17 protein-coding genes and 3 pseudogenes are annotated in these 21,840 nt (G+C 70.1%); 8 read left to right on the top strand and 12 right to left on the bottom strand.

The features are described from left to right. Positions 1 to 11: 11 nt before the first annotated feature. The 7 genes from G3I56_RS44775 to G3I56_RS22195 form a co-directional block, all read right to left on the bottom strand. A complete protein-coding gene (locus tag G3I56_RS44775) occupies positions 12 to 3,614 on the bottom strand; it encodes a DUF4082 domain-containing protein (RefSeq protein ID WP_164411556.1) in 3,603 nt (1,200 codons plus the stop codon). Between the two features lie 77 nt (positions 3,615 to 3,691). Then, on the bottom strand, positions 3,692 to 4,810 hold the full coding sequence (locus tag G3I56_RS22170; RefSeq protein ID WP_164411557.1) for a DegT/DnrJ/EryC1/StrS family aminotransferase: 1,119 nt from the start codon (positions 4,808 to 4,810) through the stop codon (positions 3,692 to 3,694). Continuing rightward, a complete protein-coding gene (locus G3I56_RS22175) occupies positions 4,807 to 5,511 on the bottom strand; it encodes an acetyltransferase (RefSeq protein ID WP_164411558.1) in 705 nt (234 codons plus the stop codon). The genes G3I56_RS22170 and G3I56_RS22175 overlap by 4 nt, the downstream gene beginning before the upstream one ends. Continuing rightward, positions 5,508 to 6,647 carry a DegT/DnrJ/EryC1/StrS family aminotransferase gene (locus G3I56_RS22180; RefSeq protein ID WP_164411559.1) on the bottom strand — a complete coding sequence of 380 codons (1,140 nt, stop codon included), beginning with the start codon at positions 6,645 to 6,647 and terminating at the stop codon, positions 5,508 to 5,510. Before G3I56_RS22180 ends, G3I56_RS22175 begins: the two co-directional genes overlap by 4 nt. After that, on the bottom strand, positions 6,644 to 7,639 hold the full coding sequence (locus tag G3I56_RS22185) for an NAD-dependent epimerase/dehydratase family protein (RefSeq protein WP_164411560.1): 996 nt from the start codon (positions 7,637 to 7,639) through the stop codon (positions 6,644 to 6,646). Before G3I56_RS22185 ends, G3I56_RS22180 begins: the two co-directional genes overlap by 4 nt. Positions 7,640 to 7,668: 29 nt before the next feature. After that, positions 7,669 to 8,724, bottom strand: a complete 1,056-nt coding sequence (locus G3I56_RS22190) for a Gfo/Idh/MocA family oxidoreductase (protein WP_343240023.1) — start codon at positions 8,722 to 8,724, stop codon at positions 7,669 to 7,671. A 23-nt stretch (positions 8,725 to 8,747) separates the two neighbouring features. Continuing rightward, on the bottom strand, positions 8,748 to 10,187 hold the full coding sequence (locus tag G3I56_RS22195; RefSeq protein ID WP_164411562.1) for a sugar transferase: 1,440 nt from the start codon (positions 10,185 to 10,187) through the stop codon (positions 8,748 to 8,750). Between the two features lie 286 nt (positions 10,188 to 10,473). On the opposite strand from G3I56_RS22195, the gene G3I56_RS22200 reads away from it, so the two are divergent. From G3I56_RS22200 to G3I56_RS22210, 3 genes are read left to right on the top strand one after another with little or no spacing between them, the layout of a single operon-like run. Beyond that, entirely contained in the window at positions 10,474 to 11,340 is an 867-nt protein-coding gene (locus G3I56_RS22200) for a glycosyltransferase family A protein (protein WP_164411564.1), read from the top strand. A 26-nt stretch (positions 11,341 to 11,366) separates the two neighbouring features. After that, the gene (locus tag G3I56_RS22205) at positions 11,367 to 12,638 is read left to right on the top strand and encodes an MFS transporter (protein ID WP_203690395.1); all 1,272 of its coding nucleotides are present in this window, start codon (positions 11,367 to 11,369) and stop codon (positions 12,636 to 12,638) included. A 31-nt stretch (positions 12,639 to 12,669) separates the two neighbouring features. After that, positions 12,670 to 13,692 (top strand): PD40 domain-containing protein, encoded by a 1,023-nt coding sequence (locus tag G3I56_RS22210; RefSeq protein ID WP_164411566.1) that lies wholly within the window; start codon positions 12,670 to 12,672, stop codon positions 13,690 to 13,692. A 9-nt stretch (positions 13,693 to 13,701) separates the two neighbouring features. Here the strand turns inward: G3I56_RS22210 and G3I56_RS22215 are convergent, their stop codons facing one another. Continuing rightward, the gene (locus tag G3I56_RS22215; RefSeq protein ID WP_239135020.1) at positions 13,702 to 13,977 is read right to left on the bottom strand and encodes a hypothetical protein; all 276 of its coding nucleotides are present in this window, start codon (positions 13,975 to 13,977) and stop codon (positions 13,702 to 13,704) included. Positions 13,978 to 13,994: 17 nt separating this feature from the next. On the opposite strand from G3I56_RS22215, the pseudogene G3I56_RS44005 reads away from it, so the two are divergent. The 4 genes and pseudogenes from G3I56_RS44005 to G3I56_RS22230 all read left to right on the top strand — a co-directional run. Next, a pseudogene (locus G3I56_RS44005) lies at positions 13,995 to 14,257 on the top strand (IS5/IS1182 family transposase); the annotation flags it as partial. A gap of 80 nt (positions 14,258 to 14,337) precedes the next feature. Further along, positions 14,338 to 16,296 (top strand): SMI1/KNR4 family protein, encoded by a 1,959-nt coding sequence (locus G3I56_RS22220; protein WP_164411568.1) that lies wholly within the window; start codon positions 14,338 to 14,340, stop codon positions 16,294 to 16,296. Between the two features lie 407 nt (positions 16,297 to 16,703). Further along, a complete protein-coding gene (locus G3I56_RS22225; protein ID WP_164411570.1) occupies positions 16,704 to 17,027 on the top strand; it encodes a hypothetical protein in 324 nt (107 codons plus the stop codon). Between the two features lie 112 nt (positions 17,028 to 17,139). Further along, positions 17,140 to 17,666, top strand: a pseudogene (locus tag G3I56_RS22230) (HAMP domain-containing sensor histidine kinase); the annotation flags it as partial. A gap of 170 nt (positions 17,667 to 17,836) precedes the next feature. Here G3I56_RS22230 and G3I56_RS22235 read toward each other — a convergent pair. The 3 genes and pseudogenes from G3I56_RS22235 to G3I56_RS22240 form a co-directional block, all read right to left on the bottom strand. After that, complete coding sequence (locus G3I56_RS22235) at positions 17,837 to 18,217, bottom strand: hypothetical protein (RefSeq protein ID WP_343240028.1); 381 nt, start codon at positions 18,215 to 18,217, stop codon at positions 17,837 to 17,839. Then, positions 18,218 to 18,340: pseudogene (locus tag G3I56_RS45100) on the bottom strand (cyclase family protein); the annotation flags it as partial. A 172-nt stretch (positions 18,341 to 18,512) separates the two neighbouring features. Further along, positions 18,513 to 19,490, bottom strand: coding sequence for a DMT family transporter (locus G3I56_RS22240; RefSeq protein WP_343240024.1), 978 nt, complete (start codon positions 19,488 to 19,490; stop codon positions 18,513 to 18,515). Positions 19,491 to 19,639: 149 nt separating this feature from the next. Between G3I56_RS22240 and G3I56_RS22245 the strand changes: the two genes are divergently transcribed. Next, positions 19,640 to 20,644, top strand: a complete 1,005-nt coding sequence (locus G3I56_RS22245) for a LysR family transcriptional regulator (protein WP_164411572.1) — start codon at positions 19,640 to 19,642, stop codon at positions 20,642 to 20,644. Between the two features lie 33 nt (positions 20,645 to 20,677). On the opposite strand, the gene G3I56_RS22250 is transcribed toward G3I56_RS22245, so the two are convergent. Next, entirely contained in the window at positions 20,678 to 21,079 is a 402-nt protein-coding gene (locus G3I56_RS22250; RefSeq protein ID WP_164411574.1) for an AfsA-related hotdog domain-containing protein, read from the bottom strand. Positions 21,080 to 21,840 lie beyond the last annotated feature (761 nt).

The raw sequence follows: 21,840 nt of genomic DNA on the forward strand, positions 1-21,840 counted from the left end.
GTTGTGATCGGTCAGTTCTTCTTGTGGACGGTCTTGCTGGTGAGGGACCAGACCCGGGACGTCACCGTGTGGTTCTGCTTGTCCCGGGCCGTGACCGTGATCTTGAACCGCGTGCCGTCCGGCAGCGGGGTGGACAGGTGGACGGACACCTTGTGGGTGGCCCGGTTGTAGGAGAGGACGGCCTTGACCTTGAGTTTCCCGGCGGCAGCGGCCTTCGCGCCCGGCAGGACGGTCACCGTCGCCTTCACCGTGGACAGCTTGGCCGTGCTGGGCAGCGAGGCGACCAGGGGGTTCGCCGCGTCGGCGGTGCGCGCCAGCGCGGAGGTGCCGACCTCCGAGGAAGTGCCCGACGTCAGCGACGCGGAGGGGTCGTCGGCGGTGAAGACGGGACCGACCCAGTAGTTCGCGGATCCGTAGGAGCCGTTGGGGAAGGCCACGTCACTGCCGTACCGGTACAGGCCGTTGTGGGCCGTGCTGATGTCGGCGGTGGCGGTCAGCGGATAGGACTTGTGGGCCGACGTGAAGTAGCCGCCGTCCACCGCGTAGTTGCCGTTCGGCGCGTGGTAGGAGACGACGTACGCGGTGTCGGCGCTGATCGCCACCGGGGTCGCGAACGTCATCGTCTGCCAGCCGGAGGCGGACTCCGTGGTGAAGGTGCCGGAGGCGAGGAGCGTGCCGTCGGCGGACCAGAGGCTGCCGGTGTGGGTGCCGGTGTTGGTGGCGCCCTTGTAGAAGGTGACACCGGTGACCCAGCCGCTCGCCGAGGACTGGAACCTGGTGCCCAGTTCGAGGGAGTTGGGGTCGTCGGTGACGGCCGTCCTGGCCGGCACGGTGCTGGTGTTCCACAGCGTGCAGGGGCAGGTGACCGCGGGCGGGGTGGAGCTGGTGGTGAACGACCACGTCACCGGGGCGGTCATGGCGTTGCCCCACAGGTCCTCGGCCCGGACGGACGCGGTGTACGTGGTGTGCAGTTCCAGTTCCGTCGACGGGGTGAAGGTCGCCTTGTTCGACGCGGGGAGCGTGACGGCGCCCGGCACGGTGTTGCCGTTCGGATCCTTCAGGGTGAACGTCAGCGTGTCGGCGTCGATGGCGTGGTCGAAGACGGCCGACACCGGTGCGGTGATCGACGCGCCGGTCGCCCCCGAGGTCGGTGAGGTCGAGGTGACGACGGGCGGGGTCGTACTGGCCGTCGAGGTGTCCAGCACCACGTCCACCCAGTAGTTGCTGCCCGAGGACGCCGAGGACGGGAAGGCGCTGGTCGAGCTGTAGCGGTAGACGCCGTTGCCGCCGTCGGTGCCCGACTGGAGTGCCGTGAGCGGGGCCAGGCCGGCCGCGCTGCCGGAGAAGTAGCCGCCGTCGTAGGAGTATCCGCCGTTGGGGGCGAAGTACGAGGCGACGTAGGTGGTGTTGGCCTTGACGGTCACCGGGGTGGCGAAGTTCAGCTGCTGCCAGCCGGAGGCCGTCTCGTTGGTGAAGGTACCGGTGGCCAGGCGGGTGCCGGAGGCGCTCCACAGGCTGCCGGTGTGGGTGCCGCTGTTGGCCGGGGACTTGTAGAAGCGGACGCCGGTGATCGAACCGGCCACCGTGGTACGGACCTTGACGCCGAGCTCGAGCGGACCGTTGTCGCCCGCGTTGAGGGTGCCGGGCACCGCGGTGGCGGGCCAGATGGTGCAGGGGCACGCCTGGGGACCGACGGTCACCGGGCGGGTGTTGACGGCTCCGATGTTGACGCTGTCGTCGACCGCGCGGACCTTGATGGACGCGGCGCCCGGGGCGGTCGGCGTCCAGCTGTAGGTCCAGGACGTCAGTCCGGTGGCGGCGTTCCAGGTCGTCCCGCCGTCGGTGGACACCTCCACGCGGGCAACCACACCCCCGCCGGAGTCACTCGCGGTGCCACTGATCGTGACCGGCTTCAGCGCCGGGACGGTGACCCCGGAGGCCGGGCTCGTCACGGTGACGGCCGGGCCGGTGGTGTCGGTGGTGGCCGTGGCGGAGACGAGGTTGCTCTGCAGGGTCAGCGGCTGGACGCCCATGTCGGCGAGGATGTTCACCGTCGCCTGCTGCATGCGGGCGTCCACGGTGACCACCGTGGCAGCGGGATCGTACGTGGGGAGGTTGGTGAGACCCCACGACCACTGCACGGTCCCCGACCCGAACACCAGTGCACCGGAGTCCTGGTCGCGGAACTCGACGAGATTGTGCGTCGCGGTGCCGTTGCCGTACATGTTGCCCCAGTCGAGGCGGTACTTGCCGTCGGTGATGTCCACTGTCGTGGACGACACGTCGATCGCTCCGGCGGGTCTGGTGCTGTTGGTGAGGTCGCTGTCCCACTCGTAGCCGAGGGTGCCGGTCGGGAAGGTGGCCGTCTGGCTCGACGTGAGGTTGGCGATGGAGGTGTTGCGCCAGATCCGGTTCTTGCCGTACGAGCCGGGGACCGTGATCGCGTCGTCGCGGGAGCCGTTCACCGTGAACATGGAGCCGGTGAGGATGTTCGGCGGCTGGTAGGTCTGGCCGTAGGAGGTGCTGGTCGGGTCCATCCAGGTGCCGGTCCAGGTGCCGCTGGGGTCGGCGATGCCGTTGCCCTGCACCATCTTGGTCATCTTGTAGCAGACCAGGGTCCGGTTCGCCGTGCTCGTGCCGTCGTTGCTCGCGGCGAGCCGGGTCTTCCAGAAGACCTCGTTGCCGCTGAAGAAGGCCTGCCGGACGCCTGCCTTCCTGGCGGCCAGGACGTTGGAGTACTGGTTCTGCGTCCAGTACTCGTCGTGGCCGGAGGACAGGTACACCTTGTGCTTCGGCAGCAGGGTGGCGCCGTTGGTCGACACGTCCACGCCCGACAGATAACTGACGTCGTAGCCGTTGCGCTCCAGCCAGGACAGCATCATGAACTCGGAGCCGTAGATGCCGTTGTCACCGCCGATGTCCAGCGGCCGGTTGTAGCTGACCTCGTAGGCGCGGCCGTCCGGCGCGGGTCCCGCGCCGCCGTAGAGATCCTGGCCGCCGTAGTCGTTGTAGGCCTGCCAGGTCTGGTCGCTGGTCTGCACGACGATGTTCGAGGTACTGGAGTCCTTGCGCACGACGAACGGGTAGGGCATGACGCCGTCTCCGTCGTTCTGCGTCAGGTTCGCGATGTACAGGCCGGACACCGCGTCGCTGGGCACCGCCCAGTTCACGGTCACGGGCCAGTTGCCGCAGTCGACCAGGCCGGTGCTGCTCTTGGTGGTGCAACTGGCGGGGTTGGAGCCGTAGTTGGCCGGATAGTTCACGGCCACCTGGGCCGCGGTCGATATCAGGCGCGCCCCGTCGCCGCCGTACCAGCCCAGCCGGTAGATCTCCACGTGGTACGTGACCGGCGACTGGATCTTGAACTGGACGGTGTCACCTGCCTGGACGCTCTCCTTGGTGGAGAACCCCTTGATGCCACCGTAGGCGTTGGGCGAGTACCAGTCGGACATGGGGCTGCCCGTCTTGGAGTTCTCGCAGACGATCGCGTTCGAAGCCGATCCGCAGGGATCGGATGCCGCCTGTGCGGGCAGGGCCTGCGGGAGCACCGCCCATACCAATGCTGCTACGACGGCGAGGCGCCCGCCCCGGATCCGTCTGCTCCATCTGTTCATGTGTACCTCTCAGCGGTGCTGTGCACTGTGCAGGACCGACCCGTGGAGTCGGGGTGGAGCGTGAATGTGGGGGCCGATCAGCTGTGGAGCGCCCTGGCGAGCGTGTCCACGACGCGCTGCTGCTGATCGGGGCTTATTTGGGGGAAGAGCGGCAGCGACAGGATGCGGTCCGCCGCCTTCTCGGCGTGGGGGAAGTCGCCGCGGGCGTGGCCGAGATGCCGGTACGCCTCGGTGAGATGGACGGGGGCGGGGTAGTGCACGCCCGCACCGATGCCTTCCGCGTTGAGCTTGCCGACGATGTCGTCGCGGTCGGTGCCGGAGACCTGGACGACGTACAGGTGCCATACGTGGACGTTGCCGACGTCCGTCGTGGGGAGCACGACCCGCCCGGCGGACGCCAGGTCGGCGAGCAGTGTGTCGTAGCGGGCCGCGGCGGCCCGCCGGGCCGCGTTGCCGTCCGCCAGCCGGGCCAGCTTCGCCCGCAGGACGACGGCCTGCAGCCCGTCCAGACGGCTGTTGAACCCGGGTACGTCGTGGCGGTACTTGGCGACGCCGCCGTGGTTGGCGATCGCGCGGACCAGGCCGGCCCTCTCCTCGTCGTCGGTGAGCACCGCGCCCCCGTCGCCGTAGGCGCCGAGGTTCTTGCCCGGGTAGAAGCTGGTCGCAGCGATCCCGCCGCTGCCCGGTGACCGGCCGTCGCGGGTGGCGCCCTGGCACTGGGCGGCGTCCTCGACGACCCGTACGTGGTCGGGGAGGCGTTCGGTCAGTCCCGTGACCTCGGCCATCTGGCCGTACAGGTGCACCGGCACCACCGCGCGGGTGGCCGGGCCGATCGCGTCCAGCGCGGCCTGCGGGTCGAGGAGGTAGGTGTCGGGCAGGCAGTCGGCCAGGACGGGCCGGGCGCCGATCCGGGCCACCGCGCCCGCGGTGGCGATGAAGGTGTTGGCGGGTATGACGACCTCGTCGCCGGGCCCCACCCCGCTCGCACGCAGGGCGAGTTCGACGGCGTCGGTGCCGTTGGCGACGCCCACGCAGTGCGCGACGCCGCCGAAGTCGGCGTACTCGCGCTCGAAGGCCCGCACCTCGTCGCCGCCGATGAACGCGGTGTCGGCCAGGATCCGTTCGAATCCGGCCCGTACCTCGTCGGCGACTTCCTCGTGGGCCGCTTTCAGGTCCACAAGCGGTATCTGGTTCATCTCAGCGGTCCCCCCACTGTTGTTCGTGCTGTTGTTCGTGTCGCGAGTTCGTCCAGTGCGGGCGCCGCCGCCTCGCGCAGCCGCCGGGCCGGGCTCCCCACCCAGACCTCGCCCGGCGGCACATCACCGAGCACGGCGCTGCCCATCCCGATCAGCGACCAGGCGCCGATCACCGTGCCCTCCCTGACCAGGGCCCCGGAGCCCACATAGGCGCCCCGCTCCAGCCGTACTCCCCCGCCCAGCCGGACGCCGGAGGTGATCGTGGCGAAGTCCTCGACCACGTCGTCATGGGTGAGGACGGCCTGCGGCATCACCGCGACATGCGCGCCCACTCGCACGGCGGCGGTCAGGACGCAGTGCGCGAGCAGCACCGAGCCCGGCCCGACCTCCGAGGTCCGCGACACCGACGCCGTCGGGTGGATCACGGTGGCGTAGCGGTCCGTGGGCAGGCCGAGCCTGCGGACCAGGCGGGCACGGGCCGCGTAGTCCCGGGGGTTGCCCACACAGATGACGACCCGCGCCTCGGGCAGGTCGTGGACCATGTCGCAGCCGCCGAGTACGGGCACTCCGTCCACCTCGGTGCCGTGCAGAGCGGAGTTGTCGTCGAGGTGCCCGAGCAGCTCGATGTCATCCGCGTCCCGTACGGCCTGTGCGGTCTCCCGGGCGAAGCCGCCCGCGCCGATGATCAGCAGTCCGCTCATCTTCGGGCCTGTTCGCGCAGCGCCGCCACGACACGGTCCTGCTGCGCCTCGGTCAGCGTGTGGAACAGCGGCAGGATCAGCGAGTCGCTGCTGATCCGCTCGGTGACCGGCAACGGCACACCGGGGTGACCCTCGTAGGCGGGTTCGAGGTGCGAGGCCATGATCCCGCGCCGGGCTGAGATGCCGGCCTCGGCGAGTGCGGCGAGCAGATCGTCCCGGCCGACGGGGAAGCCCTCGTCCAGCAGCACCCAGTAGGACTGGAAGTTGCTCTGCCCGTGCTCGGGGTCGCGTACGGGGGTGAGTCCGGGGACGTCCCGCAGCAACGCGTCGTAGCGGGCCGCCAGTTCGCGGCGGCGGGCGATCATCGCGTCGAGTTTGCCGAGCTGGACCAGGCCGATCGCGGCCTGGACGTCCGTCATCCGGTAGTTGTAGCCGACCTCGAGGTAGCTCTCCAGGACCGGCTTGCTGCTCGAATGGCGTTCGGCCGCCGAGGCGTTCATCCCGTGCTCGCGCAGCCGGCGCAGGCGTGCCGCCCACTCGGCGTCGTCGGTGGTGATCATGCCGCCCTCGCCGGTGGTGACGAGCTTGCGGGGGTGGAAGGACCAGGCGGCGATCAGCGCGCCCTGTCCGACGGGCTTGCCGCCGACGGTCGAGCCGATGGCGCAGGCCGCGTCCTCGACGAGCGGCAGTTCCCACTCGGCGCAGGCGGCGCGCAGGCTGTGCACATCGGCCGGTACGCCGCCCTGGTGGACGACGAGGACCGCCTTGGTGCGGGGGAAGCGGACCGCGTCCACGGTGGCCACCGTCAGGTTGCCGGTGGCGGGGTCGACGTCGGCGAACACGGGCTCGGCGCCCACGTACCGTACGGCGTTGGCGGTGGCGATGAACGACAGCGACGGGACCACGACCTCGTCTCCGGGGCCGATGCCGAGCGCGACGAGCGCCAGGTGCAGGGCGGTGGTGCAGGAGCTGACGGCGATACCGTGCTCGGCGCCCACCCGCTCGGCGAAGGCCTTCTCGAAGGCGGCGACCCGGGGACCCTGGGCGACCCACCCCGACAGCACGGCGTCGGAGGCGGCCTTGGCCTCCTCCTCGCCGAGCCAGGGGATCATCACCGGGATGCGGTCGGTGCTCACTTGGCGGCCTCCGCTGCGGCGGCGTCGGCGACGCGCTCGGCACGCCACCACTCCACCAGGTCCCTGAGCCCGGTACGCATGTCGATCCGCGCCGTGAAGCCGAGCCGCTCGGCGGCCTGGGTGGTGTCCGCGAGCCGCCGGACCACGCTGTTCACCGAGCGGGCGGGTCCGTGCTCCGGCTCCAGGTCCGACGCGCCCATGGCCTCCAGCAGACCGTCGGCGAGTTCGCGCAACGAGGTCTCCGTACCGCTGGCGACGTTGAACACCTCGTCGGTGAGGTCCGACTCGGCGGCCAGCACATTGGCTCTGGCGATGTCCCGGACGTCGACGAAGTCCATGGTCTGCGTGCCGTCGCCGAGGATCAGCGGCGGCTCGCCCGCCTCGATGCGCTCCATCCAGCGGATGAGCACCTCGGTGTAGAGGCCGTGGATGTCCATCCGGGGGCCGTAGACGTTGAAGTAGCGCAGCGCCACGTAGTCCAGTCCGTACATGGCGTGGAAGCTGCGCAGCATGCCCTCGTTGAAGGCCTTCGCCGCGCCGTAGAACGTGTCGTTGTTGTACGCGTGGTGGCGCTCGGTCGTCGGGAAGGCCTCTGCCATGCCATAGACGGACGCCGAGGACGAGGCGATCACCTTGCCCACCCCGGCCTCGGCCGCCGCCTCCAGGACGTTGAAGGTGCCGTCGACCATGACCTCGTTGGCCAGCCGGGGTTCCTGCGCGCACTGGGTGATGCGTATCGCGGCGAGATGGAACACCAGGTCTGCGCCCTCGGTGACCTTCCGTACGGTGGCGGCGTCGCGGATGTCGCCCTCGACGACCTCCACGACACCGCTGGGCATGGCCTTGGCGAGGTTGGCCCGCCGCCCGCGCACGAAGTTGTCCAGCACCACGATCTCGCGGGCGCCGCCCTCGGCCAGGAGGTCGACGAGATTGGAGCCGATGGTGCCCGCTCCCCCGGTGACCAGGATCTTCTTGCCTCGTACGCTGCTCAACTGCCCTGCCTTCTCAGTGAATGGGAACGTCAACGCCCGGCACGCAGTCCGACGACCGCGCCCTTGAATTCGAGACTCCGGGACGCCGCCTCGAGGATGTCCAGCACCCGCAGGCCCGCGCGGCCGTCGGTGAGCGGGGCCCGGCGCTGTCTGATCGAGTCGCCGAACTCGTCGACCATGCTGCGCAGCGCCTCCTTCTCGCCGATGGCGGGCGCGACCATGTCGCCGGAGCGGTACGACACGAGCATGTCCCGGCGCTCGTCGGCGCCGATCTCCTGAGGCGCGGCCAGGTCCACTCCACGGTCGTAGACCGCCACGCGCTGGAGGGGGTTGAGGTCGTCCCAGACCAGGGTCCGTTTGGCGCCGCCCACCATGGTGGTGCGGACCTTGGTCGGCGACAGCCAGTTGACGTGCACGTGGGCGATGGCCCCCGTGTTGAGCTGGAGCGTCAGATAGGCCACGCAGGCCTGTCCCGCACCGATCGGGTCGGCCCCGTGGGCGGCGACGGCGACCGGTTCGACGTTGTCGGGGAGGATGAAGTCGAGGATCGACAGGTCGTGCGGGGCGAGATCCCACATCACGTCGATGTCCTTCTGGACCAGCCCGAGGTTGATCCGGACCGAGTCGACGAAGTGGATCTCGCCGAGTTCGCCGGAGCGGACCAGCTCCCGGATGCGGCCCACGGCGGGCGTGTAGCAGTAGGTGTGGTCGCACATCAGGGTGAGACCGCGCTCTTCCGCCTCGGTCACCAGGCGCACCCCGTCGGCGTAGGTCGCCGCCAGCGGCTTCTCCACGAGGACGTGCTTGCCGGCGCGCAGGGCGGCCAGGGCGATGTCGAGGTGGGTCCCGGCGGGCGTGGCCACGGCGATGGCGTCGACGGTCGGATCGGCGAGGACGGCCGCGTAGTCCGAGGTGGCCTGGACGGTCGAGTAGCCGCCGAGGACCCGCTGGGCGCGGTCCACGTCGAGGTCGCACAGCCAGCGCAGCCTGAACTGCTCGCTGGCCTGGAAGTTGCGTACGAGGTTGGGTCCCCAGTAGCCGGCCCCGACGACCGCGATCCCCAACGGCTCCGTGCCCTGCGTCACTTGGTTCCTCTTCCGTCGGTCCATCAGTAGGCCCCCGTTCCGCGCACCACCGCGGACCCGGTGCGCGCCAGAATCTCCAGGTCGAGACCCATCGACCAGTTGTCCACGTATCCGAGATCGAGCCGGACCGCCTCGTCCCAGGGCAGGTCGGAGCGTCCACTGACCTGCCACAGCCCGGTGAGGCCGGGCTTGACGAGCAGCCGGCGCTTTACCTCCGGCGTGTACTCCTCCACCTCCTCGGGCAGCGGCGGACGGGGGCCGACGAGCGACATGTGGCCGCTGACCACGTTGATCAGCTGCGGCAGTTCGTCGATCGACGTGCGGCGCAGCACCGAGCCGAACCGGGTGATACGTGGGTCCTCCTTCACCTTGAACAGCAGACCGTCGCTGTTCTCGTTCAGGTGTTCCAGTTCCGCCCGGAGGGCCTCCGAGTCCGGCCGCATGGTGCGGAACTTGAACATGGTGAAGTGGTCGCCGTACCGGCCCACCCGCTGCTGCCTGAACAGCGTCGACCCGGAGCTGTCCAGCCGGACGATCAGGGCGATCAGCAGCATGGGCAGTGCGAGGAGCATCAGGAGTGCCGCCGCGAGCGACCGGTCGAGCAGTTCCTTGGGCAGCCGGGAGATCCGGGTGAGATTCGGCGCCTGTATCCGGACCAGCGGCACCCCGTTGGTGGGGCGTACCGCCAGCCTGGAGGCGGACACGTCGGTCAGTACGGGGGCCAGCAGGAAGTCGACGCCCTGCACGGCCGCCGTCCAGGACATCCGCCGCAGGACGGAAGCATCGGCCTCGGGGATCGGCAGTGCCACCACGGTGCTGATGCCCATGACCCGGACCACGTCGTCCATGTCGCCGACGCCGCCGAGGACGGGGAGACCCAGCTTGTGGATCTCCGACCGGTTCTTCGGATCGCTCAGGCACACTCCGGCGACGTGCAGTTCCTGTGAGCCGCCTCGGCGCAGTACGGCGACCAGCTCCACGATGCCGCGTGACGGCCCGACCAGGAGCGTCGCGCTCCTGTCCCGGCCGCGCGCCCATCTTCGGTGCAGTCGGCGGCGGAGTGCGTAACGGCCCGGGAGGGCGATCACGACAGCCGGCACCGTGGCCATGATCATGTCATGGAGAAGTCCTTCGTCGTGCGCGAACAGGTAGTGCGCGACCGCAGCTATCGCCGGCAGCCCGAGAGCTCCACGAAGTACCCGTCGATACTCCTCGGTTCCCAGACCCAGGGCGGTGCGGTCGTAGGAGCGATGGGCGACCATGGCCACGATCCACATCGGGGGCAGCACCAGGGCCACCGCCCAGCGGCCGTACACCGCGTGGATCAGAAGGGCCGCGGCAACGGCCGCGAAGCCGTCCGCGACCAACAGAGCGATCCGGTATTTGCGATCCCAACGTCTTCGGCGAGCATCCGGAGTCCTGCGTTCCACAACCAGTTGCTCATGCGTGACCTCAATGGCCATGCTCCCCCCACCACATGCGCGGCTACCCCCCGATCGAAGTGCCCTCCACACAGCGACACTGGAAAACGAGGGAGCGTCAGCGGTTCCCCAACCGCTTCATGCCCCCCAGCATGCTTTTCCTGAAAAGTTCAAATTCGCACAAAAGCCGCACCGTTGACACGAAGTCAAGGACAGTTCCCCACCCAAACCGGTCCGGCGGCACTCAATCTAGACCACGGAACGCAATGACGGGAACGGTTGAACGAAACACACATCGCATTAGTGACACTGACGGCATACTGCCCACGTGACGAGCATCGTGATCCCGGCCCACAACGAGGCGCAAGTCATCGGCCGACTCCTCGATTCGCTGATGGCCGAGTCCGCCGACTCCACCGACTCCACCGACGGCGAGATCGACGTCGTGGTCGTATGCAACGGCTGCACGGACGACACCGCACGGATCGCGAACGCTCACGGACCGCGCGTCCGCGTGGTCGAGATCCCCACCCCGTCGAAACACGCCGCCCTGCGCGCGGGAGACGACCACGCGCGCGGCTTCCCCCGCATCTACGTGGACGCCGACGTCGTGATCACAGGCGCGGACGTACTGGCACTGGTCGCGCCGCTGAACGACGACACCTCGGACATCCTGGCCACCGCCCCCGAGCGGCAGATCCCGCTGACCGGCTGCGGCCGGCGGGTGCGCGCCTACTACCGGGTGTGGCAGCGCCTCCCCGCCGTACGCGAGGGACTGTTCGGCCGGGGCGTCATCGCGGTCTCCAAGGCCGGGCACGCCCGGATCGCCGCGCTGCCCCCGCTGATGGCGGACGACCTCGCCGCGTCCCTGGCGTTCGCTCCCGAGGAGCGGCTGGTGGTCGGCGGGGCCCGTGTCGTGGTCCACCCCCCGCGCACCTGGGGGGACTTGATGAAACGGCGGGTCCGGGCCGCCGTGTCCACCGCCCAGGTGGAGCAGCATCAGGCACCGGAAGAGGCCTCCGCGCGCACGAGCGTGGCAGATCTGAAAGCCCTGGTCCGCAGGGATCCGAAGCTCTTCCCGAGTGTCGTAGTCTTCCTCGCGGCGGCGGTCGCCGCCCGGCGGGCATCCAGAAAGGCCATCCGGGCTCAGGACTTCGGTACCTGGCTACGGGACGAGAGCAGCCGGCAGAACTGATCGCACCGCACCTGGAGTTCTCGATCATGTATCTCACCGACCGTTCCGCCCCCGGACAGGCGGACACCGAGCAGGGCCGAAGACGCGGCCCGGGGCACAAGGTCGCCCCGGTCGTGCTCGTGCTGGGCTCGGTCAGCCTGATAACCGACATCTCCTCGGAGATGGTCACCGCCGTTCTGCCGCTCTACCTCGTCACCACGCTCGGTTTCACCCCGCTGGTGTTCGGCACCCTCGACGGTGTCTACAACGGCGTCAGCGCGCTGGTGCAGCTCACCGGCGGCCACCTCGCCGACCGGGTGCGCAACCACAAGCTGATGGCCGGGCTCGGGTACGGCCTGTCCGCGCTGTGCAAGCCGCTGCTCCTGCTCGTGAGCAGCATCGGCGCACTCGGCACGGTCCTCGCCCTCGACCGGACCGGCAAGGGCCTGCGCACCGCCCCGCGCGACGCGATGATCTCCCTGTCCACACCGTCCGAGAGGCAGGGCCGCGCCTTCGGCGTGCACCGGGCGATGGACACCACGGGCGCGATGCTCGGCCCACTGGCCGCCTTCTTCATCCTGCGCGCGGCGACCGACGGTTACGACGCCGTGTTCGGCGTGAGCGCGTGCGTCGCCGTGCTCGGCGTGCTCGTGCTGGTGCTGTTCGTGCCGGGCAGACGGCAGAGCGCGCCGCCGGACGAAGTGGGCGCGACGGACAACAAGCCGCCCGTGCGCGTACGCGAGGCGCTGGCACTGCTGCGGCTGCCGCGGCTGCGGGCGCTCGCGATCTGCGCCGCGCTGCTCGGCCTGACCACGGTCAGCGACGCCTTCGTCTACCTGCTGCTGCAACGACGCGCGGGTATCGCCGACGAGTGGTTCCCGCTGCTGCCGCTGGGTACCGCCGCGGTGTTCCTGCTGCTGGCCGTGCCCTTCGGCGCGCTGGCCGACCGGATCGGGCGGCGCACCGTGTTCCTCGCCGGGCACGCCAGTCTGCTCACCGGCTACGCCCTTCTGCTGTGGGCCCCGGCCACGCCGGCCCTGCCCTTCCTCGTGCTCGCCCTGCACGGCGTTTTCTACGCGGCCACCGACGGCGTACTCCCGGCCGCCCTCGCCGACATCGTGCCCGAGCAGCTGCGCGCCAGCGGCCTCGCCATCGTGGGGACCAGCCAGGCGCTGGCCCGGTTCTGCTGCTCGCTGGCCTTCGGCGCCGCCTGGACGGTGTGGGGCGACGGCCCCGCGCTGGCCGGATCGGCGGTCGGTCTGCTGTGCTGCGCGGCCGTCGCGGGCATGTTGCTGCGGCCGAGCGGCGAAACCCGATGACCACCACAGCCACAAAGCCCCAGGGATCCACATGACATCGCTGCGCCGCCGCTTGCTCATACTCGTCACAGGGGTGCTGATCCTCGCGGGCGTGGCAACCGGCGTGGTCCTGCACGCCGCCGACCGCGCGGACCGGGCGAACCGGTCGCAGCCGGGCGGCCCCGCCGTCAGCACGGGCAGGCTGACGCTCGACCAGAAGAGCCGCCTGACGTTCGTCAACGCCGCCGCCGGCCCGCACCGCACCGCGGTCGCCTCGGTCCCGTCCACCGACCCCGGGGCCGGCCGGACCGCCTCCGACCTGAAGTGCGCGCGTTTCTACGCGGCGGCCGGCACCGGCATCTGCCTTCAGTCCGTCCCCGGCGTCCTCAAGCAGAGCAACCGCGCCCTGCTCCTGGACGCCAACCTCCGCACCCTGCGCACCTATCCGCTCGCGGGTGCCCCCAGCCGGGCCCGGGTCTCGCCCGACGGCCGCTTCGTCGCCTGGACCGTCTTCGTCTCCGGCGAGTCCTACGCTTCCGCCTTCTTCTCCACCCGCACGTCGATCCTGGACACCCGCACGATGAAGCTGACGCCCAGCCTGGAGACGTTCTCCATCGTCCTCGACGGCAAGCCCTACCGCGCCTCGGACGTCAACTTCTGGGGCGTCACCTTCGCCTCCGACGACGACACCTTCTACGCCACCCTCAACACCGGCAACAAGACCTACCTGGTCCGCGGTTCGCTCTCCGGGCGCAAGGTCACCACCCTGCTCGAGAACGTGGAGTGCCCCTCGCTCTCCCCCGACGGGACGCGCGTCGCCTTCAAGAAGCGGGTCCTGTCCCGTACCGCCCTCTGGCACGAGTACGTCCTCGACCTGGGCACCCTGAAGGAGACGGCGCTCGCCGAACGCCACAGCGTCGACGACCAGGCCACCTGGCTCGACAACAACACCGTCGCCTACGCCCTCCCCACCGACGGCAAGGTCGGCAGCAGCGACCTGTGGACCGTACCCGCGAACGGCACGGGAAGCCCCCGCCTGCTGATCGCGGGGGCTTCGTCCCCGGCGCCGCTGTAGACGGCTGGCTCAAAGGGCGCCGCGATCGCAGGCGAGGTCTCGCAGCCGCACCGCGTCGGCCATCGCCTGCATGCCGGTGTCGTTGGGGTGCAGGTGATCGCCGTTGTCGAAGAACGGCAGGATCCGCTCGTGGTCGTAGGGGCTGCGCAGGATGCGGTCGAAGTCGGCCACGGCGTCGAACTCGCCACTGGTGCTGATGAATTCGTTGTGGGCAACACGCCACGGGCGAGCGCGCGCGTCCAGCCTTCCGGTTCCCTGGACGACCCGCGCGTGCGGGCAGCTCATGGACCTGGCCGCGCGCGATTGCCGGTGTAGGGACGTCGCCTTGGATCGTGTCGGATGAACTGCGGGACGTGTGGAGCCCTAGCTACCGCAACGTGCGGCAGGTTCTGGTATCCCTGTTGCCGGACCGGGAAGTGCTGTGCGGTTTCGGCTCGGGCATGACGTGCTGGCTACGGGGCCGGAACGAGACCGGCGTACGGCGTCGCCTGCACTAGGTGCTACCGGCCGAGCTGAACGCGGCCCCCGGCTGGACTGGTCCCAGTGTGTGGTCGACTCCTCGCGCATCAGGTCGCTACGCGAGGGTCCCGACAGGCGGCAGCACGCAGCGGAGCAATGTCAGTGGTGGGTGGCAGCATCGAGCGCATGACGGACACCACGGCATTCGACTGGCGGTCCTTCCTGCTCAGGTGGAGCGGGGAGTGGGCAGATTCCCTGCCGGCCGGCGAGACGCAAGGCGAGGACGACGAGACCGCCCGCCAAGCGCGGTGGCTGGGATTCCCGCCCGCGTCCGAGGAGCGGATCGCATCCTTGGAGGAGCGCCTCGGCCGACGGATGCCTCCGTCGTACCGGGAGTTCCTCAAGGTCAGCAACGGCTGGCGGCACGCGGGCGGGTTCGTGTGGCTGCTGGCGGGGACCAAGAGCGCGCGCTGGCACAACGACGAGTCAGGGCTCGCGGTCATGTTCGAGGAGTACCTGGACGAGGACTGCGGGCCCGAGGAGCGGCGGGAGGCGGACGTCTGGCGGCGCGGGCTCCAGCTAGACGTCGAGTCCGACATCACCCACGTCCTCATGGATCCCGAGGACGTGGACGAGGACGGTGAGTGGGCCGTGTACACGTGGGCGAGCTGGCGGGCCGCGCCGCCCGAGCGGCACGCGAACTTTTTTGAGTTCATGCAGGACATGTACCGGGAGTTCCACAGCCTGCAGGCGAACCGGAGCGACGGGGAGCCAGTGTTCGCCAACGACACGACGCTCAGGCTGGACACCCTGGTGGAGGAGGCCCGGCTGGAGGCACTGCGCGGCGGCTGGGAACGGGCCGGGAAGGCGCTGGACGAGGGCAAGGAGTACGGCAGGTCTCGGGCCGCCGGGCTGGGTGACCAGATACGCCGTCTGCTCGGACAGACCTCCATGGTGTACTACGACGGCTTGGTGACGGACCCGCAGTACGCGCCCGAGCTGTTGCCGCCACTGGTTGCCGAGCACGCGGCGCACTCGTACCGGGACGACTCCACGCTGATGTTCCATCTGCGGGGCGCCGACGACGAGCTGGTGTCACTGGCTTACGCGACGCTGGACCAGGTGAGGAGCGGCACGTACCGGTACACGGCGGCCGGACCGTTCGGGGAAGCGGTCGAGCGGGCGCGCGAGCTGGCGCGGTGGGGAGACTCCGACGGGGCGTGGCGGACGCTGATAAATGCCCTGCCCCTGTGGGAGCCGCTGGGTCCAGACCATCTGGCGCCGCTGGGATGGGTGGCCGACCCCGTGCTCGGACCGCTGCTGACCCCGGAGCGGGGCCGCGAGATGTTGTCCACTCCAAGGGGAGGGCAGGCCGGCGAGGCACCCACGCCGACGGCCGGGCTCGACCTTGGCAATCTGGCGTGGCTCGCGGAGGCGGACCCGGGCAACAACCGCACGTCCTACCGGTTCGTCCTGGTGGAAGGGGTGGAGCCGGAGGAGCTGCCCGGACGTCTCACGGAGGGAGGTGGAGACGGCACCGTGCTGAACGAACCCATGACCTTTTGGGAGGCGCGGCACAGATCGCTGCACAACCCGGGGGAGTTCTCGTCCTACGACGACAGGGCGCTCATGGCGGTCGGCCGGGCCGGCGCCGGTTGGAGCTTCGTCTTCGACGGCGATTCCGCCCCGTTCGACCGGCGGCGGTTCGTCTCTCCGGCCGCGGCCGCCAGCGAGGGCACCCGCGCGGTGGTGGTGTGGAGCGGCCTGAGGACATGGCACGGGGACCCGTTCTTCCACCTTTCGGTGGCACGAGACGGAACCGAGCAGTACGCATTCACGTACGCGGACGGAGAGATCCGGCAGAGCGGAGAGGTACCGCAGGCGCTGGATCCGAACCGATTCTTCGACACTCTGGAAGACGGGGCCGAGGTGGAGCGGTCGCTGCTGGAAGCGGTGGCCGGGGAGTTCGGTGCGTGTCTGCCGCGTCATGCCATCGTGAACGGGCGGCTGCACACATTCACCACCCGTTCATGGACACGGCCGCCGATGGACGGCGAGACGTACGCGGTGATCCGCATGCACCAGGCAGCCGCGCGCCCAGCGGACGGCCGGCAGACGGGAGAGGACGGGCCGAAGAGCAGGTAGAGACCGGCCGGACTGCGCAAGTCCTCAGTGCGATGAGAGCCGAAAGGACGTAGCCCTGGGATGTCGGAGGACGAACTCCCCAGGGTTCCGTCGTAGCCCCTTTGTGCCCATGGGCTGGAAAGAGCCAAGGTTCGCATCGTCGGACCTGAACATGCGACTCGACGGCGTGAGCTGCCTGCAGCTTCGACCACATGACATAACGACCTCACCCTCGGAGTACTGGCACCCCCAGCCGCTCGCGCTGATCAGGTCGAGGACCGCCTGCCAGTCCTCCACCGAGGCGTCAGGGACACCCACGTCCGGCAGCGACCCCATTTCATCAAGGTCGAAGAAGTACTCGACGTCATCCCACAACAGATCAGACACCCCGCCAGACGCGACTCGGCTGGGGGCAGATCCGGACGAGCGTGCCTCCACCGGTCACCCTCGAATTCGTCGCGGCCAGCTTCGCCCTCGACTGGATCGCGTCCGTCGGCCAGGTCCCCGACGCCACGATGTCCGTACTCACTGACCTGCGCCGTCCCGCCCCGATCGCCAGCACACTCGACGATCGGTTGATGACCCTGTACGCGCAGACCCTGCTCCACTGGGCCCGCCACCGCGGCAACCGGGACGACGACGGCGTCGCCCGACAAGTCCTCGGACTGATCCGCGCCACCCACAACACTGACGATGCCGGAGTCGCACTGCTCGCCACGATCCGCAATGTCCCGCAGGCCACGACCTCGTAAGCCCCTGTGCAGGATCCGCGACTCGATGCGCACTGTCGGCTGAGGACGCGCAGCCGATGTGCAAATCCGAGCCCAGGCGCGCAAGTCGATGTTGTGGGTTCACGCCTGCCGCCGGATGGTCGAAGGGCTGCTGGCGATGGCCCGCCTTGAGGAGGACGCGGCCACGCCCGGCCCTGTCGACGTGGGCGCTGTCTGCGCGGAACGGCATGCCACCTGGGCGCCGTTGTTCGACCGGCTCGGCTTTTCGCTCGTGCTGTTCGGCGGGAGCGGCAGTGGCGTGGGGGTGGTACTCGCCGTGCCCGGGCTGTCGAGCAGATCCTGGACAACCTGCTCTCCAATGCGCTGCGGGCCTCACCGCCCGGCAGTACCGTCTCCCTCGAACTGCGGATGGCGCCGCCCACGCGCCGCCCGTACGTGGTGCGTTGGGCCGATCTGCATGTCACGGACGAGGGTCCGGGCATGACGGCCGAGCAGCGTGGCCGGGCCTTCGACCGCTTCTGGCGCGCGCCCGACGCCCCCATGGGCGGTACGGGCCTGGGCCTCGCCCTCGTACAGCGTCTCGCGCACGCGAGCGGCGGGGACGTGGCGCTGCGGGCGGCGGCGACGGGTGGGCTCGACGCGGTGGTTCGGCTGCCCTCTGACCAACTGCCGCTTCACGGGCAGTCGTTCGACCGGACGGAGGCACCGGGGGTACCGCACTCCCGACGGCAGGAGGCTCCCGTCCTGCGGGCATGGCAAGCTTGCCATGCCCGTTCGCGGCTGGCTCAACTGCCGTACATACGAGACCGATTCAGGCGTACATGGCCGTTTCAGGGTGCCGGGTGCAGGGCGAACACTCTTGCCGGGAAGGCCGAGCCGCCGTACGGCTTCGGCCAGATCGCGACGATCAGGGCGCCCGCCTCCGGGACCCGGTCCAGGTTTGGCCAGGAGTTCGATCTGCCAGCCGTCCCGCTGAAGGACGTACAGCTCAAGGCTGTAGTCGCCCCCCCCCTGGAGCCGGCCAGGCCGGGGTCCGTGTCGGTCTGCTCGTGGCCGATCGCGGTGACGTCCGCGACCCCGAACAGGTACCGCAGAACGTCCGGCGACCAGCCCGGCGTACGGCTGATGCCCGCCTCGTCGAGGGTGGGCACGGCGTCCGCGTCGGCCTCGACCCGCCCCGTGATGTCGAGGACCAACAGCGGGAGGATCATCTCCTCAACCGGAATCAAGTCCAGGGTGCGCCCGCCGGCCACGAAGTGCGAGGGCGGGTCGACATGGGTGCCCCAGACCGGCCCATCAACGTGTGGCGGTGCACGGTGAATCCGTCGCCGCATTCGGTGCCGAAGAGAGTCTCGCGGCCTTCGCCGGGGAAGCCCGGGAAGTGCGGCTGGCCGGGGTGGAAGGCGTGGGTGAGGTCCGTACGGACGGTCTTGGCTGCCAGTTCGCGGTACGCAGCCCACAACCCGGGCTCAAGGAGCCCGGGTTGTGGGTCGGGAGCGGAAGGAGTCATCGTGCGGGTGCCATCACGGCGGGTGCGGACCCCGGCTCCTCAACTGCGGGTGCGGACCCGGGCTCCTCGACGGCCAGCGCCGGCTTCAGGGCGCCCTTGCGGCGGGTCAGGCCGACGCCGACGAGGACGACGGCCATGCCGGCCGCGACCCTGAGGCCGACGCTCTCGCCCAGGAAGACCGCACCGAGCGCCACGGAGACCACGGGCAGCAGGTAGCCGACCACGGCGGCCTGGGTGGCGCCCTCGGCCGCGATGATCCGGTAGGTGAGGTGGAAGGTGACGCCGGTGCTGAAGACCCCGAGGACCAGGACCGCGACCAGGGCCGTCGTGCTGAGGTGGATCGCGTCCAGGCCGCCGACCGGCACGGCCATGGCGGTCAGCCCGGTCGCCGCGACCAGCTGGGCGGCGGAGAGGGAGAGGGTCGGGATGCCCCGCCCGACCAGGGTGCGGCCCATGTAGACGAAGGCGACGGCGTAGCTGGCCGCGGCGCCGAGGATCGCGAGGGCGCCCCAGCCGAGCGAGCCCGACCGCTCCCAGGGCGCGAAGATGACCACGACCCCGCCGAAGCCGAGCAGCAGCCCGGCCAGCCGGACCGGGCGCAGACCGCGCTCGGTGCCCAGGGCGAGCCCGAGGGCGAGGGAGAAGAACGGGGTCGTCGCGTTCAGTACGCCGGCCAGGCCCGAGTCGACGGTCTGCTGGCCGATGCTGAAGAGGGCGAACGGCAGGGCGTTGCAGAAGAAGGCGGCGATGACGATGTGCCGCCAGACCGTGCGGCCGGTCGGCAGGCGCCGCCCGGTGGCGTACAGCGCGCCGGTGAGCACGACTGCACCCAGCACACAGCGGGCGAGTGTGACCTGGAGCGGGGACAGTCCCCGTAGCGCCAGTTCGATCCACAGGAAGGTCGATCCCCACAGCAGGGCGAGCACGGCCACTCGTGCCGCACCCCTCAGACTCTGCGTACTGCCACCGTTCACGATGGTGTCTCCGTATCTGTGTCTGGATCTGTGTCTGGATCTGTGTCTGGTCCGTGGCTGGCTTGGTCCGGCATCCCTGTTATGAAGGTGCCCCAGCCAAGCTTTGAGGACAAGCAAATGGTTCTACACCTTTTGTTAAGCTGTACTGCATGCTTGATGTGAGGCGCCTCCAGGTCCTGCGCGCGGTGGTCACCAGCGGCACGGTGACGGCTGCCGCGGCCCATCTGGGTTACACCCCTTCTGCCGTCAGCCAGCAGGTGGCGGCTCTGGAGAAACAGGCGGGTACGGCGCTCCTGGAGCGGGTCGGCCGGGGGGTCAGGCCCACCGCTGCGGGTCTGCTGCTCACCGAGCACGCGGGTCTGATCAGCGCGGCCGTCTCCCAGGCGGAGACGGCCCTGGCCGATCTGCGGGCCGGGCGGACCGGCCGCCTCTCGGTCCGCTACTTCGCCACGGCGGGCTCCACGCTGGTCGCGCCCGCGCTGGCCCGGCTCCGGCTCGAACACCCCGGCGTACGGATCGACCTCGAACTCGCCGACCCCGAGGACCCGTTCCACGAGGTGGTCAAAGGGCGGGCCGACCTGGCCGTGGTCGTACAGGCCCGGGACAGGACCGGCGACGGCTCCATCCGTCTCGTCCATCTCCTGGACGACCCGTACGCCGCCGTACTGCCCGCCGACCACCCGCTCGCCGAGCGGCAGGTGATCAACCTGAACGAGCTCGCCGGCGAACAGTGGGTGGGCAGCGAGCCGCCAGGACCCTGTCTCGAACCGGTGCTCGACTCCTGTGCGGCGGCGGGCTTCAGCCCCGACTTCGCCATCCAGACCGAGGACTACGCGACCGCACAGGGCTTCGTGGCGGCCGGCCTCGGTATCGGTCTCATGCCTCGGCTGGGGCTGCGTACCCCGCACCCGGGCGTGGTCGTGCGCGAGGTCCGCAATCCCGAGCCGGTGCGCGTCATCTCCGCTGCGTCCCGCCGCACCGCACCGGAGCAGCCCGCGCTGCGCGGCCTGGTGGACGCACTGCGGGAGGCGGCCGGCACGGTCGGCACAGGTGCCGCAGCCAGCACAATCGATGCAGCCGGCTCGGGCGGGCGGTCCGATGTGCGGCGCGAGCCTGCCACCGCCGGTCCGGCCGATGTGTCCCGGTCGCGATGAGCGGGGGCGACGGGTCGGCGGTGGCGGCGCATGTCAGACGAACACGGGCGCGGAGGCTGCAGCCGGGGTGGCGGACGTGACGGGGGCGTCGGACAGAGGGACGGTGCTGGAGAAGATCTCCCTGTCGTGCTGCCGCGCGACGACCCTGACCTTGCCGCCGTCCACGCTGCGCTCGGTCTCCAGCCAGCAGGGCGCGTCCAGTTCGGCGTACTTGACGAAGACGGAGTTCATGCCGGTCACGGCCGTCCGCCGGGGGCGGGCCGCGGCCAGGGCCGCCTGGCGGGCGGCCTCCAGGAGCAGCATGCCCGGGGCGTGGTCGAAGACGTGATCGAAGAGGATGGGATGCGTCGTGTCCATCCGCAGCTGCCAGCGGCCGGGCCGGTCGGTGGCAGCCGGCACCACGTCCTCGAAGCGGTCGCGGCCGAAGGCCTCCACCCCGGCCGGGGGAGGCAGGGTACGGCGCGGGCGGTGGCGGTGGCCGCGTCGGCGTAGCCGCCACGCAGCCGCCCATATCTCGCACGGTCCTGTTTGGAGAAGCTCGAACGGGCGGTGGCCATGAGGCGGCCCGCGCGTTCGACGTCGACCGTCATGGATATCGCGGCGGCGCGGTCGCGGCGGTACTTCACGTCGCGGCAGCTGATGCGCAGGTCGAGCTCGACCGGACCGCCGTCGGCGTGCATGGCCTCGGGGTCGACGACCCAGCTGAAGTCCTTCCACAGCAGCTGGTGGCCGAGCGGCACCCGGTAGGCGAACAGGGCAGCCGGTCCGCACGATCGACCTCAGGCAGTAAAGCTCGCGCGGTGCCGACGGGCACCGAACTTCTGACCGACCCGGCCGCCTGGCGGTCAGTCCGCTGCGGCCTGGGCCGTCTCCCGACACCCAGGGGTCACCAGGCGACACCACTTCCGGATCCTCGCGTCCAGCCAGCGTCCAGAATTCGACGTCCAGACGCTCGCACAGCCCACCAACGACGCCATCCTCCAGCCGTGGGCTGATACGTCCGCGCAGGTCAGAGTGACCTCAACTATCGCTGACGGCAACGGAGTCGAACTCACGAGCAGCAGATTCAGCCCCGCAGCCCAAACTCCTGAATCCGAACGCCTGATGAGACGTTTCCGCAGGTCACAGGGGTGCATGGTGGGGCGGGTGGGACTCGAACCCACGGCCGACGGATTATGAGTCCGCTGCCCTGAGCC

The sequence above is a fragment of the Streptomyces sp. SID12488 genome (genome assembly GCF_010548275.1).
Taxonomy (GTDB): Bacteria; Actinomycetota; Actinomycetes; order Streptomycetales; family Streptomycetaceae; genus Streptomyces.

Coding starts and splice junctions, on each gene's coding strand:
- G3I56_RS44775 (WP_164411556.1), bottom strand. CDS start 3,614: ATGAACAGATGGAGCAGACGGATCCGGGGCGGGCGCCTCGCCGTCGTA.
- G3I56_RS22170 (WP_164411557.1), bottom strand. CDS start 4,810: ATGAACCAGATACCGCTTGTGGACCTGAAAGCGGCCCACGAGGAAGTC.
- G3I56_RS22175 (WP_164411558.1), bottom strand. CDS start 5,511: ATGAGCGGACTGCTGATCATCGGCGCGGGCGGCTTCGCCCGGGAGACC.
- G3I56_RS22195 (WP_164411562.1), bottom strand. CDS start 10,187: ATGGCCATTGAGGTCACGCATGAGCAACTGGTTGTGGAACGCAGGACT.
- G3I56_RS22205 (WP_203690395.1), top strand. CDS start 11,367: ATGTATCTCACCGACCGTTCCGCCCCCGGACAGGCGGACACCGAGCAG.
- G3I56_RS22210 (WP_164411566.1), top strand. CDS start 12,670: ATGACATCGCTGCGCCGCCGCTTGCTCATACTCGTCACAGGGGTGCTG.
- G3I56_RS22215 (WP_239135020.1), bottom strand. CDS start 13,977: ATGAGCTGCCCGCACGCGCGGGTCGTCCAGGGAACCGGAAGGCTGGAC.
- G3I56_RS22220 (WP_164411568.1), top strand. CDS start 14,338: ATGACGGACACCACGGCATTCGACTGGCGGTCCTTCCTGCTCAGGTGG.
- G3I56_RS22235 (WP_343240028.1), bottom strand. CDS start 18,217: ATGATCCTCCCGCTGTTGGTCCTCGACATCACGGGGCGGGTCGAGGCC.
- G3I56_RS22245 (WP_164411572.1), top strand. CDS start 19,640: ATGCTTGATGTGAGGCGCCTCCAGGTCCTGCGCGCGGTGGTCACCAGC.